Origin of the sequence: Nonomuraea sp. NPDC050547 (assembly GCF_044457345.1) — a bacterium.
Lineage (GTDB): Bacteria > Actinomycetota > Actinomycetes > Streptosporangiales > Streptosporangiaceae > Nonomuraea.
The window spans coordinates 193,006-207,929 of sequence record NZ_JBITGW010000017.1; the positions used below are offsets into that span (position 1 = coordinate 193,006).

The 14,924-nt window shown below is 71.8% G+C and carries 15 protein-coding genes; 5 read left to right on the forward strand and 10 right to left on the reverse strand.

The genetic code is table 11. The annotated features are described in order from the left end of the window. Positions 1–5 precede the first annotated feature (5 nt). The gene (locus ACIBHY_RS37265) at positions 6–1,187 is read left to right on the forward strand and encodes an acyl-CoA dehydrogenase family protein (protein ID WP_397255634.1); all 1,182 of its coding nucleotides are present in this window, start codon (positions 6–8) and stop codon (positions 1,185–1,187) included. Positions 1,188–1,237: 50 nt separating this feature from the next. Here ACIBHY_RS37265 and ACIBHY_RS37270 read toward each other — a convergent pair whose 3' ends face one another. The 4 genes from ACIBHY_RS37270 to ACIBHY_RS37285 all read right to left on the reverse strand — a co-directional run bounded on the left by ACIBHY_RS37270 (position 1,238) and on the right by ACIBHY_RS37285 (position 4,658). Further along, on the reverse strand, positions 1,238–2,020 hold the full coding sequence (locus tag ACIBHY_RS37270) for an enoyl-CoA hydratase/isomerase family protein (protein ID WP_397309167.1): 783 nt from the start codon (positions 2,018–2,020) through the stop codon (positions 1,238–1,240). Next, positions 2,017–2,937: an alpha/beta hydrolase gene (locus ACIBHY_RS37275; protein WP_397309168.1), complete on the reverse strand. Its 921-nt coding sequence runs from the start codon at positions 2,935–2,937 to the stop codon at positions 2,017–2,019. The genes ACIBHY_RS37270 and ACIBHY_RS37275 overlap by 4 nt, the downstream gene beginning before the upstream one ends. Positions 2,938–2,947: 10 nt before the next feature. Further along, positions 2,948–3,631: a gamma-glutamyl-gamma-aminobutyrate hydrolase family protein gene (locus ACIBHY_RS37280; RefSeq protein WP_397255628.1), complete on the reverse strand. Its 684-nt coding sequence runs from the start codon at positions 3,629–3,631 to the stop codon at positions 2,948–2,950. A 130-nt stretch (positions 3,632–3,761) separates the two neighbouring features. After that, on the reverse strand, positions 3,762–4,658 hold the full coding sequence (locus ACIBHY_RS37285) for a LysR family transcriptional regulator (RefSeq protein WP_397255626.1): 897 nt from the start codon (positions 4,656–4,658) through the stop codon (positions 3,762–3,764). 86 nt (positions 4,659–4,744) lie between these two features. Between ACIBHY_RS37285 and ACIBHY_RS37290 the strand changes: the two genes are divergently transcribed. Next, on the forward strand, positions 4,745–5,227 hold the full coding sequence (locus tag ACIBHY_RS37290; protein WP_397309169.1) for a nuclear transport factor 2 family protein: 483 nt from the start codon (positions 4,745–4,747) through the stop codon (positions 5,225–5,227). Here the strand turns inward: ACIBHY_RS37290 and ACIBHY_RS37295 are convergent. The 6 genes from ACIBHY_RS37295 to ACIBHY_RS37320 are packed head-to-tail and all read right to left on the reverse strand — an operon-like array spanning position 5,224 to position 10,410. Continuing rightward, positions 5,224–6,429: a cytochrome P450 gene (locus tag ACIBHY_RS37295; protein WP_397309170.1), complete on the reverse strand. Its 1,206-nt coding sequence runs from the start codon at positions 6,427–6,429 to the stop codon at positions 5,224–5,226. The genes ACIBHY_RS37290 and ACIBHY_RS37295 overlap by 4 nt on opposite strands. After that, positions 6,429–7,595, reverse strand: a complete 1,167-nt coding sequence (locus ACIBHY_RS37300; RefSeq protein ID WP_397255620.1) for a cytochrome P450 — start codon at positions 7,593–7,595, stop codon at positions 6,429–6,431. The genes ACIBHY_RS37295 and ACIBHY_RS37300 overlap by 1 nt, the downstream gene beginning before the upstream one ends. Next, the gene (locus ACIBHY_RS37305; protein WP_379623144.1) at positions 7,592–8,218 is read right to left on the reverse strand and encodes an ATP/GTP-binding protein; all 627 of its coding nucleotides are present in this window, start codon (positions 8,216–8,218) and stop codon (positions 7,592–7,594) included. Before ACIBHY_RS37305 ends, ACIBHY_RS37300 begins: the two co-directional genes overlap by 4 nt. Beyond that, positions 8,196–8,558, reverse strand: coding sequence for a DUF742 domain-containing protein (locus tag ACIBHY_RS37310; protein WP_397255618.1), 363 nt, complete (start codon positions 8,556–8,558; stop codon positions 8,196–8,198). The genes ACIBHY_RS37305 and ACIBHY_RS37310 overlap by 23 nt, the downstream gene beginning before the upstream one ends. Beyond that, positions 8,555–8,944, reverse strand: coding sequence for a roadblock/LC7 domain-containing protein (locus ACIBHY_RS37315; RefSeq protein WP_397255616.1), 390 nt, complete (start codon positions 8,942–8,944; stop codon positions 8,555–8,557). The genes ACIBHY_RS37310 and ACIBHY_RS37315 overlap by 4 nt, the downstream gene beginning before the upstream one ends. Positions 8,945–8,955: 11 nt before the next feature. Further along, positions 8,956–10,410: an ATP-binding protein gene (locus ACIBHY_RS37320; RefSeq protein ID WP_397309172.1), complete on the reverse strand. Its 1,455-nt coding sequence runs from the start codon at positions 10,408–10,410 to the stop codon at positions 8,956–8,958. Positions 10,411–10,758: 348 nt separating this feature from the next. On the opposite strand from ACIBHY_RS37320, the gene ACIBHY_RS37325 reads away from it, so the two are divergent. From ACIBHY_RS37325 to ACIBHY_RS37335, 3 genes are all read left to right on the forward strand, one after another. Continuing rightward, positions 10,759–11,358 (forward strand): PadR family transcriptional regulator, encoded by a 600-nt coding sequence (locus ACIBHY_RS37325; protein WP_397255612.1) that lies wholly within the window; start codon positions 10,759–10,761, stop codon positions 11,356–11,358. A gap of 2 nt (positions 11,359–11,360) precedes the next feature. Beyond that, positions 11,361–13,328, forward strand: a complete 1,968-nt coding sequence (locus ACIBHY_RS37330) for an ABC1 kinase family protein (RefSeq protein ID WP_397309173.1) — start codon at positions 11,361–11,363, stop codon at positions 13,326–13,328. Positions 13,329–13,803: 475 nt separating this feature from the next. After that, entirely contained in the window at positions 13,804–14,922 is a 1,119-nt protein-coding gene (locus ACIBHY_RS37335) for a globin domain-containing protein (RefSeq protein WP_397255608.1), read from the forward strand. Positions 14,923–14,924 lie beyond the last annotated feature (2 nt).

A 14,924-nucleotide genomic window follows, 5' to 3' on the forward strand; every position in this document is an offset into this window, starting at 1 on the left:
GGCCGATGGATTTCACGCTTCCGGAGAGCGCGCTGGCCGTCCAGCGCGGCGTCGGCGACATCTGCGCCCGATACGACATGGACTACTGGCAGCGCTGCGAGGCCGAGAAGCGGTGGCCGGAGGAGGTCTGGGCGGAACTGGCCAAGGGCGGGTGGCTGGGGCTGGCCGTACCCGAGGAGCATGGGGGTGGCGGTCAGGGGCTGCTGGAGCTCGCGGTCGCGACCGAGACGCTGTCGGCGTCGGGATCGGCGGGGGGCTCGGCGTTCACGTACGTGCTGACGCCCGGCTTCGGCGCGCTGACCATCGCCCGGCACGGCTCGGACGAGCAGAAGGCCGCGCTTCTGCCCAAGATGGCCACGGGCGAGATCGAGACGTGCTTCGCGCTGACCGAGCCGGACGCCGGGTCGAACTCCCTGGCCATCACCACCTCGGCCCGCCGCGACGGCGACGAGTTCGTGGTCAGGGGCCAGAAGATCTGGATCACCGGCGTGCAGCGGGCGACGTGGATGCTGCTGGTGACGCGGACGATCCCGGCGGCCGAGGCCAAGCCGCGCACCAACGGCCTGACCGTGCTGCTGGTGAACGTGCCGGAGGCGGTGGCCGCGGGCCAGCTCAGCTACCGGCCGATCCCCAAGATGGGCGCGAACACGACGCCGTCGAACATGGTGTTCCTGGACGACCTGCGGGTTCCGGCGAGCGGTGTCGTGGGGCAGGTGGACCAGGGCGCGCTGGTGCTGTGGGACATCCTCAACCCCGAGCGCATCCTGCTGGCCGCCTCCGCGCTGGGCGGGGCCGAGGTGGCGCTGCGGGTCGGGGTCGCGTACGCCAAGGAGCGCGAGGTGTTCGGCCGGGCGATCGGCGCGAACCAGGCGATCGCGTTCCCGCTGGCCCGGGTCAAGGCCAAGATCGAGCTGGCCCGGCTGATGTTGTACAAGGCGGCGTGGTCGTTCGACCGCGGGCTGCCCTGCGGGACCGAGGCCAACATCGCCAAGCTGACCGCCTCGCAGGCCGCGTGGGAGGCGGCCGACGCGGCCTTCCAGACGCACGGCGGCATGGCGTACTCGCTGGAGTATCCCGTGGCCCGCCTGCTCACCGACGCCCGGATCGGCAAGGTGGCGCCGGTGACCGAGGAACTCCTCCTGAACTACCTGGCCACCCAGGTCCTCGGCCTGCCACGCAGCTTCTGAGGCAGCGCGCCTCGCCCACGCCCGGAGGCGGTGCCGAGCCGGTCGGCGGACTAGAAGCTCGGCGGCCGCTTCTCGCGCAGCGCCCGCACGCCCTCCCGCACGTCGGGGCCCGTGAAGCCGAGGAACTCCATGGCCAGCGAGGCGTCGAAGGCCGGTCCCGCCATGCGCAGCCAGTTGTTGAGCGAGTACTTGGTCAGCCGGATCGCCTCCTGGGCGCCGGCGGCCAGCCGTACCGCGATCTCCATGGCCTTGTCGTGGACCTGGTCGTCGTCCACGCACAGGCTGACCAGGCCCATCCGCTCGGCGTCCGCGCCGGAGACCGGCTCGCACAGCAGCAGGTGGTACTTGGCCTTGGCCATGCCGCACAGCAGCGGCCAGATGATGGCCGCGTGGTCGCCCGCCGCGACGCCGAGGCGGGTGTGGCCGTCGATGATGCGGGCGGTGCGCCCGGCGACGGAGATGTCGGCCAGCAGCGCCACGGCCAGCCCCGCGCCGACCGCGGGGCCCTGGATGGCGGAGACGATCGGCTTTGAGCAGTTGAGGACGTTGTAGACGATGTCGCGGGCCTCGCCGAACACGCGCAGCCGGGTGGCGTGGTCGAGCGTCATCTCCTCGATCATCGACAGGTCGCCGCCGGCGGAGAACGCGCTGCCCTCTCCCCTGACCACGACCGCGCGGACCGCGTCGTCGCGGTCGATGTCGCGCCAGATCTCGGCCAGTTCGCGGTGGCCGGCCATGTCGACGGCGTTGAGGCGGCGCGGCTCGCTGATGGTCACGCGCAGCACGCCGTCGGCGGGCATGTCGGTCTTGAGCTTGTCGTAGGAGTAGGTCACGGGGCCAGGTCCTCGCGTAGCCGCTCCGCCACGTACTCGCGGGCCTCGATCGCCTGGTCGAACAGCCCCGGCAGGCCGAAGAAGCTGTGCACGGCGCCGTCGAACCTGCGTGACTCCACCGCGACCCCGGCCTTGGCCAGGCGTTCGGCGTAGCGCTCGCCCTCGTCGCGCAGCACGTCGCATCCGGCGGTCACGACGGTCGCGGGCGCCAGCCCCTCGCAGGAGTCCAGCCGCAGCGGCGACAGTCGCGGGTCGGCCGGGTCGGCGCCCGGCGCGTACTGGGCGAAGAACCAGGCCATCTCCCTGGCGTCGAGCCCGAAGCCCTCGCCGAACTCCCGGTAGCTCGGCGTGTCCATCGCCGCGTCCATGACCGGGTAGACCAGCACCTGGTGGGCCAGGCTCAGCCCGGCCTCACGCGCCTGCCAGGCGGCCACGGCGGCGAGGTTGCCCCCGGCGCTGTCGCCGATGACGGCCACGCGGCCGTTGCTCTGGTAGAAGGCGGGCCGGGCGAAGACGTCGCGCACCACGGCCCAGGCGTCGTCGGCCGCGTCGGGGAAGACGTTTTCCGGAGCGAGCCGGTAGTCGACGGAGACCACGACGGCGCCGGTGCGGATGGCCAGGTCGCGGCCCACGGCGTCGTTGCGCTTGACGCTGCCGAAGACGAAGCCGCCGCCGTGGAAGTAGACCACCACCGGCAGGGCGTCCTCGCCGCGGTCGGAGCGGTAGATCCTGATGGGCACGCCCTCGGCCGTCTCGTCGCGCACGAACGGCAGGTGCGTGATCGGCCCGCGCTCGGCGGCCAGGCCGTCCTCCGCGCGCATCCGCTGGATGGCGCCCAGATCGAGCGTGTCCGGGTCGACGCCCAGATCCGACGGGAAGCGCGCGACGAAGTCCCGCGCCTGGGGATGCAGCGGCATGATCCGAAGCCTAGCGGGCCGCCTCCACGAGCGCATCGAAGAGCTTGATCTCCTCGGCGCGTTCCGGGTGCCACTGCACGCCCACGCCGAAACGGTGCCCCTGGAGCTCGATCCCCTCGACGATCTGGTCGTCGGCCCAGGCGACGGCCAGCAGGCCCGAGCCGAGCCTGCGTACCGACTGGGTGTGCGGGGCCACCACCTCGACCTTGTCGCCCACGGCCTTGCCCAGCTTGCTCGACACGCTCACCTGGATCACGTGCGGGCCCTGTTCGCCGTGCCGTTCGTGGTCGAGCACGTCGGGCAGCCAGGGGATGAGCGTGCCGCCCTGGGCGACGTTGAGCACGTGCATGCCGCGGGCCACGGCCAGGATGGGCACGTCGGCCTGGACGGCGGCGCGGGCCAGCGCCAGCTCGAACCGGTCGCGGTGCGCCTGCGGCTCGGCCACCCTGGCGTCGTCGTCCTCGCCGTAGGCCTGCGCGCCGACCTCGACACCACCGGCCAGCACGATGCCCTTCAGCCCGCGTACGTAGTCCTCGACGGCGTGCAGGCCGAGCGGCGGCAGGATCACGGGGGCGCCGCCGGCGCGGGTGACGGCCTTGGCGTACGAGGGCGGAGACAGCACGGCCTCCCTGACCCAGTCGCCCCAGCGGGCGGCCTCGAAGTAGGCGGTGATACCGATCAGGGGTCGAGACATGCGATCTCCAGGGAGTTGGGGCCTCAAGCCCATCATGGCGCAGACCATTTCGGTTATGTCGGCTCTCCCGGAGATCCCGTTCTGTCACTTCTATCCCCGCCCGAATCTCACGTGCTGATCCGCTTCTCGGCTATCGGTGGGCGGACAGGAGGTCGCCGGCGGCGCGGGCGAAGGCGAGGACCCGCGCGCTCCCTCCCCCCGACCGCCACATGAGGCCCCACTCGACCGGGGCCGCGTCGCCGAAGGGCACGTAGGCCACGTCGGGGCGGGGGTGGTAGCGGCGGGTCTGCGCGCCGACCGGGAACACGCCGCGCCCTGCCCCCACGAGCGTGAGGATCTCGTGCAGGGTCGCCGCCACCGGACCCGGCGCGATGGCCCGGCCGGCCGGTGTACGGCGGGGCGTACGGTCGGCCCGGTGCGACTCCGGCACCGACTCGGGCAGCCGCAGCACGGGCACCCGGGCCAGATCCTCGACCGACACCCGCGTCCTGCGGGCGAACGGATGCCCGGCGGGCACCGCCAGCATCCGCGCCTCGCGCACCAGCACCGGCCCGGCCACCACGCCGGACGCGTCCATGGGGAAGCCGGTCAGCGCCAGGTCGGCCACGCCCTCGCGCAGCCAGGGCACGACGTCGCCGAGCTGCGCCTCCCTGATGTCCACCGCGCACCCCGGCTGCCTGGCGCGGAACTCCTCGGCCGCCCCCATGACGAGCTGCCCGCCGGCCGGGCCCACGAAGGCGACGGTCAGCGTGCCGGTGATGCCCTTGCCGGTCTCGATGGCGCGTTCCACTGCCGCGCCGATCAGCTCCCAGGCGGGCCGGATCTCCTCGTGCAGCTGCCGTCCCACGGCCGACAGCTCGACCCGCCGGCTGCTGCGGTCGAACAGCGGCACCCCGACCTTCCGCTCCAGCTTCTTGATCGTCTGGCTGACGCGGGCGGTGGACACGCGCAGCCGCTCGGCGGCGCGGCCGAAGTGCAGTTCCTCGGCCAGCGTCAGGAAGGCTTCCAGCTCGTATCTCTCCACCATGCCACCCCGGACCGTTAAACCACGCTTCATGATCCTTGCACAGACTCGCATTGATGACGAGAACGGACGAAACAAGGATGAATCACATGTACGTCACTACTGACCGCGCGCTCGCGGACGGCGCGGACCCGCGCGACCTGCCGGAGATCATCGACGCCCTGTACCGGTTCGCGCTGGGCCAGGACCTGGGGGACGCGGAGCTGTTCGCCTCGGCCTTCGCCGAGGACGCCGGCCTGGACTTCGGCCCGGCCGCGGCGAAGTGGGGGGCCGCGCCGCCGGTGATGTCGGGCAGGGACACGATCGTCTCGGCCATCCTGGGCGGGTTCGCGGGCCGGGTGGCGACCACGCACCAGGTCACCAACCCGCGCGTCCAGGTCACCGGCGACACGGCCCGCCTGACCGCGATGGTCGAGGCCCAGCACCTGCTCACCGCCGACCGGAGCGTGCACGCGCTGCTGAAGAACCTCTACGACGTGGAGCTGGTACGCGAGGGCGGGCGCTGGGTGATGACCCGGGTGGTGATCGACAACCTCTGGTACACCGGCGACCCGCCCGCGATCTTCGGCTAGAGGCGGACCGGGAGGGTGGCGGCGGAGTTGGAGAACAGGGAGGGGACCGGGGGGATGCGCGCGGCGTCCAGCGACATGCCGGGATAGCGGGCGAACAGGGCGGGCAGGGCCACCGCGGTCTCCAGACGGGCCAGCGCGGCGCCCAGGCACACGTGCGGCCCGCCGCCGAAGGCCAGGTGACGGCGCTGCTCACGGGTGATGTCGAAGCGGTCGGCGTCCGCACCGTGCTGCGCCGTGTCGCGGCCCACGGCGCTGTAGGGGGCCAGGATGGCCTCGCCCGCGGGGATCGTCACACCCGCCACCGTGAGGTCCTCCAGGGGGTAGCGGGCCATGAAGTTGCCGATGGGCGCGTCCCAGCGCAGCGTCTCCTCCACCACCGCGGCCCAGGTGGCCTCGTCGCCCTTCAGGGCCAGGGAGAGCTGGTCGGGGTGGGTCAGCAGCGCCCGTACGGCGTTGACGACCAGGCTCAGCGTGGTCTCGTGCCCGGCGGCCAGCATGAGCCAGATGGTCCCGGCCAGTTCCTCGTCGGTCAGCCGGTCCGGGTCGTCCACCTGCGCGGCGATGAGCGCGCTGGTCAGGTCGTCGCCCGGTGCGGCGTGCTTGCCCGCCACCAGGCGGCCCAGCAGCAGGTGGATGTCGCGCTGGGTGCGCAGCACCTCCTCGGGGGAGGTGGTCGAGCGGAAGATGCTGTCCACGAGCGTGCGCAGCTCGTCGCGCTCCTGCTCGGGCACGCCGACCAGCTCGCAGATCATCCGCATGGGCACCGGGTAGGCGTAGTGCGGGCGCAGGTCCACGGTTCCGTCCGGGGCGGCGTGGCCGGGCAGCTCGTCCAGGAGCCCGTCCACGATCTGCTCCAGCCTCGGCCGCATGCCCTGCACGCGGCGCGGCGTCAGCGTCTGGGTGACGAACTTGCGCAGCCGGTGGTGCTCGCGCCCGTCGGCGGTGACCATGTTGGTGACCTTGACCATGCCGATCAGCGGCCAGTCGTCGGGGATCTCGCCGCGCCGGATGGCGTTCCAGTTGCGCCAGTCCTTGCTCACCCGGCGGTCGGCGACCAGTTCCGCCAGGAGTTCGTGGTGGGTGACGGCCCAGGCCCGGACGCCGCCGGGCAGCTCCACCCGCACGACCGGCCCCGCCTCGCGCAGCCTGGCCGCCTCGCCGTGGTGGTCGGTTCCGGCCGGGTCGAGCGTGATGATGTCCATCAGTGATCTCCAAACAGGACCGGGAGCGCCGCGGGGCAGCGGGTCCACGGCGAGGGGTGCGGGGTGAGCTCGTCCGGCGCCACCGCGAGGCGGACGTCGGGCAGCAGGTGCAGGGCCGTCTCGACCGCGGTGCGGGTGATCAGGCGCGCCGGGACCGGGGCGGGACAGGCGTGCGGGCCCGCGCTCCACGCCAGGTGGGCCCGGTTGCCGAGTTCGATCACCGCTTCGCCGGTGTGCGCGCCCGGGTCGGCGTTGGCGGCGGCCAGACCCAGGACCAGGGCGTCGCCGCGCGCGATGCGCCGGCCGCCGAGTTCGGTGTCGCGCAGCGCGTACCTGGCGGGCATGTTCGTCATCGGCGGGTCGCGCCACAGGACCTCGTCGAGCGCGTCGTCGACGCCGAGCCGTCCGCCGCGCATCCGCCCGGCGAAGCGCGGGTCGGTCAGCACCAGGCGCAGCGTCTGGGAGATCCACGTGGTCGTGGTCTCCTGGGCGGCGGAGATCATCACCACCATCGACTGCAGCACCTCGGCGTCGCCGTTGAGGTCGTGGTGGCGCAGGAAGCGGCTGGTGAGGTCCTCGGCGGGGTCCTGCTGGCGGGCGTGCATGATGCCGCCGAGGATCTCCTCGAACTTCCTGTTGCCGGCCTGGGAGTCCTCGGCGCTGCCGAACAGCGCGCGCAGCGCCGCCAGCAGCTCGTGCCCCTGGGTGACGTCCAGGCCGAACAGGTCGGCGATGGCCAGCATGGGGATGACCGCCGCGTACTCCCCCACCAGGTCGGCGCTGCCCTTGTCGCGGAAGCCGGCGATCAGGTCCGCGCACATGCCCTCCACCGAGCGGCGCATGCGCCGCTGGTCGATCGCGGCCACGCCGTCGTCCAGCGGACGGCGCAGCCTGCGGTGCTCGCCCCCGTCGGCGCCGATCACGTTCGGCCGCCAGAACATCATCGGCCCGAGCCCCGAGTCCGGCGGCACCACCCCCTCCTGGAACAGCCGCCAGTTGCGGGCATCGCGGCTGTAGAGCTTCTCCTGGCGGGTGATGGTGAGGATCTCCTGGTAGCCCATGACGAGCCAGGCGCCCACCCCGGGCTCCAGCTCGACCCAGGCCACGTCACCCCACTGGGCCCGCAGCTCCTCGTAGTCGGTGGTGGCCGTGAGCGGGGTGGTCATGCCTTCTCTTTCTGTACGGCGGGCGCCTTCTGGCCCGCCTGCTCTTTCTGTACGGCGTGCTCGACCAGCGTGATGAGGCAGTCGAGCGAGGAGGCCCGGTTCCTGGCGTCGCACTCGACGATCGGCGTGTCCGGGGCCAGGTCGAGCGCCTCGCGCAGCGCCTTCCTGCTGTGCCTGACCGAGTCGGGGAACAGGTTCACGGCCACGGCGAACGGCATGTCGCCGCGGAGTTCGAGCTGGTCGAGCACCTCGAAGCTGCCTTCGAGGCGCCGCGTGTCGATGAGCACCAGCGCGCCCACCGCCCCTTCCGACAGCCCCGCCCACAGATCCCAGAAGCGCTGCTGGCCCGGCGTGCCGAACAGGTAGAGGGCGGTGAGCGGGCTCAGCGTGATGCGGCCGAAGTCCATGGCGACCGTGGTGGTGGCCTTGGCCTCCAGCCCGGCCAGGTCGTCGACGCCGACGCTGGCCTGCGTCATCGTCTCCTCGGTGCGCAGCGGCTCGATCTCGCTGACCGACCCGATCATGGTGGTCTTCCCTACGCCGAAGTCGCCGACCACGAGGATCTTCACCGATTCCTGGACCGTGTCGGGAAGGTAGCGGTCAGCGGAGCCTGCGGAGGCCATCCAGCACCTCCTTGAGCATGTTCGGTGACGGCCGGGCGACTTCGGGGATACGCGAGCGGGCGGTCAGGTGGCCGGAGTCGACCAGGTCGGAGGCGAGGATCGAGGCGACGCTGAGCGGCAGCTCCAGGTAGGCCGCCGCCTCGGCCAGCGACAGCAGCCTGCGGCACATGCGCACCAGGTCGCGTTCCTGGCGGCTGGCCGAGACCGGCAGCGGCTTGCCCGCCTCGGTGACCACGAGCAGCGTGTCCAGGCCGATCGTGTTGCGCGAGGGGCGGGCCCTGCCCTGCGTCAGCACGTACGGGCGGACCGCCTGGTCCTTGTAGCCGCCCGGGTCCGTCATGCCCTGCGGGCCGGGGTGCTGAAGTTCCGTTCTCCGATCTTGATGACCTGGGCCTGCATCTGCTGGGCGATCAGGCGCGGGTCCACCACCGGCTCGGTGATCACCACCAGGTGGGAGCCGGTGCCCGCCGAGCGCGCGAACAGGTAGCCGCCCTCGAAGCCGACCATCAGCTCCTTGACCGCGCCGCCGTCCATGCCGAACTCCCTGCCGACGCTCTGCGCCAGCGACTGCAGGCCCGAGCAGGCCGCCGACAGGCGGTCGGCGACGTCGCGCGGGGTTCCGGCGGAGCGGGCCTTCAGCAGCCCGTCGGAGCTGAGGACGACGACGTGCCTGACACCGGGGACCCAGACGACCTCGCCGATCATCCAGTCCTGGTCCTGCTGCATCCATTCCTCCGTCATTCGTCGTCGCCGGGCTCGGTATCGGCGTTGTGGTCGAAGAAGGCCGCCATCCAGGCGCCCGCCTGCTCGGGCGTCGTGTCGGTGCGCGCCGGTGCGGGCTGGTCCGCGGGCGCGCCTTCCTCGCCTGGGCCCTCCGCCGCGGTGAACGGGCCGCCCGCCGTACCCTCTGCCGGGGGCGCGGCCTCGCCGCGCTTGGAGCGGCGGCGGGGCAGCTCGGGATCCTGGGGGGCGGCGTGCGGCGCCCTCTCCTCCGGTACGGCGGGCCGGGCCGCCCTGACCGGCGGCGCGGACACCGGTTCCAGCGTCTCGACCACCTCGGTCGGCACCAGCACCACGGCGCGCACGCCGCCGTAGGGCGAGGGCAGCAGGTCGGCCAGGAAGCCGTGGCGGCGCACGTAGTGCCCGATGACGGCCAGCCCCGTCTGCGGGATCTCGCCGACCTCGCCGACGCCGACGGTGCGGCGGCCGGAGACGACCTCGCGGGCCTGCTCCAGGTGGTGCTCGTCCATGCCGACGCCGCCGTCGTCGATCTCGATGACCGCGCCGCGCTGGACGTTGCGGATGGCCACCAGCACCGTGGTGGCGGGGGGCGAGGACTGGGTGGCGTTGGCCAGCAGTTCGGCGACGAGGTGGATGAGCGGCTCGACGACCTTGGCCGAGGCGGCGGTGTCGGGGTCGCCGGAGACCTCGACGCGCTTGTAGGCGACGATGCGCGAGGCGGCGGCGCGTACCACGTCGACCAGCGCGAGCGGCTTGGGCCACTGCTGGCCCGGCCAGTCGCCGCACAGCACGGCCAGGCTCTGCGCGTGGCGGCCCTGCTGGGCGGCGGCGTGGTCGACCTGCATGCTGGCCTCGAGGACGTCCGGGTTGCCGGGGTGCCGCTCGGCCATGAGCGAGACGGTCTCCTGGATGCGGTGCGCGGAGGTCTGCACCCGGCGCGCCAGCGCCACGACGGCCAGCCGCAGCGACTCCTGCCGCTCGCCGTCCTGCTTGGCGGAGCCGGCCACGGCGTCGAGCACGTCCTCCAGCCGGGCGGCCACCTCCTCGTCCAGGGCCCCGTTCTGGTACGGCGGGGGCACCGGGGTGTCGTTTCCCACCGCCGGGATGCGCTCGGTGACCAGGTGCTTGACCGCTTCGTCGAGGGCGGCGGCGCGGGCGGCCAGGTGGTTGTTCCACTGGAGGTTGCGCTGCTGGACGTGGTGCTGGAACTCGGCCTCGCGCTGCTTGCTCGCCCGCTCCCGCTGCTCCAGGGCCTGGACCGTGGCTCCGTGCTCGTACCGGACGGCGGCCACGGCCACGGCGCAGACCAGCGCCAGCACGCCCGCGGCCACGGGTAACCAGGCGGCGGCGCCGGTCGCGGCGGCGAAGGCCAGCAGCGCGGCGAGGATGGGGAGGGCCAGGGTGACGGGCCAGAGCCACTGCGCCTGCTGGGGCGAGCGAGGGGAAGCCATGACAACCTTTGCATGGGTGGATGGGAGGCGTGGCCGTCCTGCGGGGTGTCGCTTGTGGCGGCGGAGGAACTCACACACCAAGATCCGATTATTCCGACTTCACACGATCAGTCAATCCATCTCGCGTTATCTGTCAGATATATGGCAAAGGTTGGTTTTATCCCGGTTTTGGATGATTTATCAGCTTTTAGGGGTGTTTTCGGGCCCGGCTGGCGCGCGCCCCGCCCCCGGCACCCCCTAATATGTCTGGCAGATACGTGAGCGCGCTCACCGTGCGAGCGCCGATCGGAGGAGAGCGCAGGTCGGCGACCTCCGTCATATGTCTGCCAGACGCATTATGCTGGCCGCATGGCACAAGATGATCAGCTGCCCGACCTGACGCCCACCGCGTGGGCGATCCTCGGCTTCCTGTCGTTGAAGGCGCAGTCCGGCTACGAGATCCTGCGGGCCGCGAAGCGCTCGATGGAGGCGTTCTGGGGCATCAGCAACGGCCAGCTCTACCCCCAGCTGCGCCACCTGGCCGAGCAGGGGCTCATCCGGCCGGACGGGGAGGCCGAGGGTCCGCGCTCACGCCAGCGCTGGGAGATCACCGACTCGGGCCGCTCCGCGCTGCGCGCCTGGCTGGAGTCGCTGTCATCGCCCGTCCAGATCCGGGACGAGAACCTGGTCAAACTCTTCTTCGCCGGCGGCGGCAGCCCCGACCTCGTCGGCCGCCTCCTGGAGGAGCGCAAGAACATCTTCTCCCAGTTCGAGAAGGTGATCGACGCGGTGCTGCCCGGCGACCAGCTGCCCGAGGCGGAGCAGGCCGCCTCATTGGGCGCCCCCGAGCTCCTGTTCCGCTACGGCAAGCACTTCACGAAGTCGACCATGCGCTGGATCGACCAGGAGGAGTCCCGCATGCTGGCGGCCCTGCGAAAGGCTGAAGAGGACGACGAGGGGCGCTCCTGAGCATGGACCTCCTGACTCCCCTCACCCTGGCCGTCACCGCCTGGCTGGCCGCCGTCGTGGCCAGGCGCGCGCTCGGCATCCCGGTCGGCTGGCCCCGCACGATCGTCGTCGGCCTGTTCGTGACCAGCGCCATCGGCTCGGCCGTCACGTCGTTCTCCGAGTTCGCCGGGATCGTCGCCGACGGCCGGATCATGGTCTCGATGCCGGCCGCGTACCTCGTCCTCAGCCTGGTGATCGCGTGGGTGTTCGTCCTCGGGCTCACCGCCCTCGTGGTGCTGGAGGTGGTCGTCCCCACCGGCACGCTGCCGTCCCCGCTCGACCTGCTCAAGGGCTGGCGGGCCCGCCGCCGCCGGGCCCGCCGCTACACACAGATCATGAAGATCGCGGTACGGCACGGCCTCGGCGGCTACCTGCGCGGCAGGCGCAGAACCGACCCGTACCACGGCGACACGAAACTCGCCCGCTCCCTGAAGGCGGCGCTCAACGAGGGCGGCGTCACCTTCGTCAAGCTCGGGCAGATGCTCTCCACCCGCCGCGACCTGATCCCCGGGCAGTTCGCCGACCAGCTCGCGACCCTGCAGACCAGGGCGGAGCCCGAGCCGTGGCCCGAGATCGAGGCGGCCATCAGGGCGGCGCTCGGCAGGCCGGTGGCCGAGGTGTTCGCCTCCGTCGACCCCGAGCCGATGGCCGCCGCCTCCGTCGCCCAGGTGCACGCGGCGCGGCTGCTCGACGGCCGCGAGGTCGTGCTCAAGGTGCAGCGGCCGCGCGCCCGCGCCCAGGTCGCCTCCGACATGGAGATCATCCTCAGGCTCAGCCGCAGGCTGGAGCGCGGCACGCCGTGGGGGCGCTCGCTGCGGGTGTTCACGCTGGCGAAGGGGTTCGCCGCCTCGCTGGAGGAGGAGCTCGACTACACCGTCGAACTCGACAACCTGCGCAGTGTGTCGGCCACGCTCGACGGCGGCATCGCGGTGCCCGAGGTCGTCGAGGAACACTCCAGCGGCACGCTGCTCGTCATGACCCGCCTGCGCGGCACCCCCGTCGGCGCCGCCGCGCCCATACTGGCCGCCCTGGGCCCCGAACGGCGCGGCCAGATCGCCCACCGGCTGCTCAGCGAGGTGCTCAGGCAGCAGGTACGCACCGGTGTCTTCCACGCCGACCTGCACCCCGGCAACGTCCTGGTCGACGAGGACGGCGGGCTCGGCCTGCTCGACTTCGGCTCCGTCGGCCGGCTCGACGACTCCACGCGGCGGGCGCTCGGCATGCTGCTGCTGGCCGTGGACAGGGACGACGCGATCGCCGCCACCGACGCCCTGATCGAACTGCTCGACCGGCCGCGCGGCCTGGCCGAACGGGACCTGGAACGGCAGATCGGACAGCTCATGGTCCGCTACCGGAGCGGAACCGGGCGCGGCGGGTCGAGCGGCATGTTCGGCAGCCTGCTGAGGGTGGTCCACGACCACGGCTTCGCCGTACCGCCGCAGATCGCGGCCGCCTTCCGCGCGCTCGCCGCGCTCGACGGAACCCTCGCGCTGATCAGCCCCGACGTCGACATGGTCGGAGCCGCCCGCGAACAGGGCCGCGCGCTGATGCGCGAGGCAGTCGAGCCCGGCAGGGTCAGGGCCGATCTGGAGGAACGGCTGGCCGGCTACCTGCCGATCCTCCAGCGGCTGCCGCGACGCGTCAGCCACGTCGTCGAGGATCTGGAGCAGGGCAGGCTCTCGTTCAACGTACGGCCGCTGGCCGACGACGGGGACCGGCGGTTCCTGACCGGGCTGGTGCAGCAGATCGTGATCGCGGTGCTGGCGGGGAGTGCCACGCTGGGCGCGATCATGCTGATCACGGCGGACATCGGGCCGATGATCACACCGAACATCCGGTTGCTGACGGTGGTCGGGGGTGCGTTCCTGCTGATCGGGTTCATCCTGGCACTGCGGTCGCTGGCCCTGGTCTTCAACCCGAGATCCGACTAGCGCCCTTTCCCGTCCCCTATGTGCTCTCAGCGGGCCGGCCGGTGCCAGGCCTCGCGGATGGCCGCTCCGGCATCCGCCACCGACCCGGCCGCCCGCCACGCCACGGTGGGCGCATGGCCCATGGGTGGCGGTCGGGGCGGGAGCGGGCCGGGGTGGGGTGCGGTGGTCAGGCCGGTGGGGGCGGAATGGGGGCGGCTTGAGCGAGAGAAAGGGGGGAATGCGAATCCGATTAACTTTCACTTTTAAAGTCCGCCGCCATAACCAGATGAATGCGGAAAATAACGTTACAGTTACGGATAGTTGTGGTTCGCACCATATTGAGGTGAAACGGTTGTGGCTCCAACGCAGTGATGTAAGACTCCAAAGCGAGCGATCGGCCGAGCCGGGGCCCGTCGAGCGCTCGTCACCCGGAGCCGTCAGGGAGGTGAACATCACGACCGGAATGAGATTCCGGCCGAAAAGTGGGGTCAGTTAAATGACGTTGAATCCGCGCCTGGTCAAGGAAAGTTTCTCCGTCGTCGAACCGGTGGCCGACAAAGCCGCCGCCTACTTCTACGGCCGGTTGTTCGCCGAGAGCCCGCACCTGCGAGGGATGTTCCCACCGGCCATGGACATCCAGCGCGACCGGCTCTTCACCGCCCTCACCCGCATCGTGTGGAGCCTGGACAGTCCCGACAGCCTGGCCTCCTATCTCGGCCAGCTCGGCCGCGACCACCGCAAATACGGCGTGATCGCCGAGCACTACACCGCCGTCGGCAACGCGCTTCTGGCCACGATCAGGCGTTTCGCCGCCGACGTGTGGAACACCGAGATCGAGGCGGCCTGGGTCGCCGCCTACACCGCCGCCGCCAACCTCATGATCGAATCGGCTTCCGCCGACGCCGGGGTCTCGCCCGCGTGGTGGCTGGCCGAGGTGATCGACCACGAACGCCGGGCCCCGGACATCGCCGTCCTCACGCTCCGGCCGACGCAACGCCTGCCGTACACGGCGGGACAGTACGTGAACGTCCAGACGGCGCGATGGCCGCGCGTCTGGCGGACCTTCTCCATCGCCAACGCCCCGCGCGCCGACAACACCCTGCGCCTGCACGTACGCGCGGTGCCCGGCGGCTGGGTGTCGACCACGCTGATCCGGCACACGCGCATCGGCGACACCGTCATGCTCGGCCCGCCCATGGGCACGATGGCGGCCGAGGAGCACAGCGCGCGCGACATCCTGTGCGTGGCGGGCGGCACCGGGCTGGCGCCGATCAAGGCGATCATCGAGCACGTCATCGCCTCGGGCCGGCGTCCCAACATCCATCTGCTGTACGGCGCGCGTACCGCGGAAGAGCTCTACGACCTGCCGGATCTGATCAGGATGGAGTCGTCGTTCCCGTGGCTGCGCGTGCTGCCCGTGGTGTCCGGCCAGCCGTCGTGGGACGGCATGCGCGGCCACCTGCCGGAGGTGACGCAGCGTTTCCACACGTGGTCCGAGCACGACGTCTACGTCTGCGGCCCGCCCTCGATGGTCAACGAGACCGTGCGCCGCCTGCAGACCGACGGCGTGCCGCTGTCGCGCATCCACCGCGACATCGTGCAGTCGGAGCGGTGAGC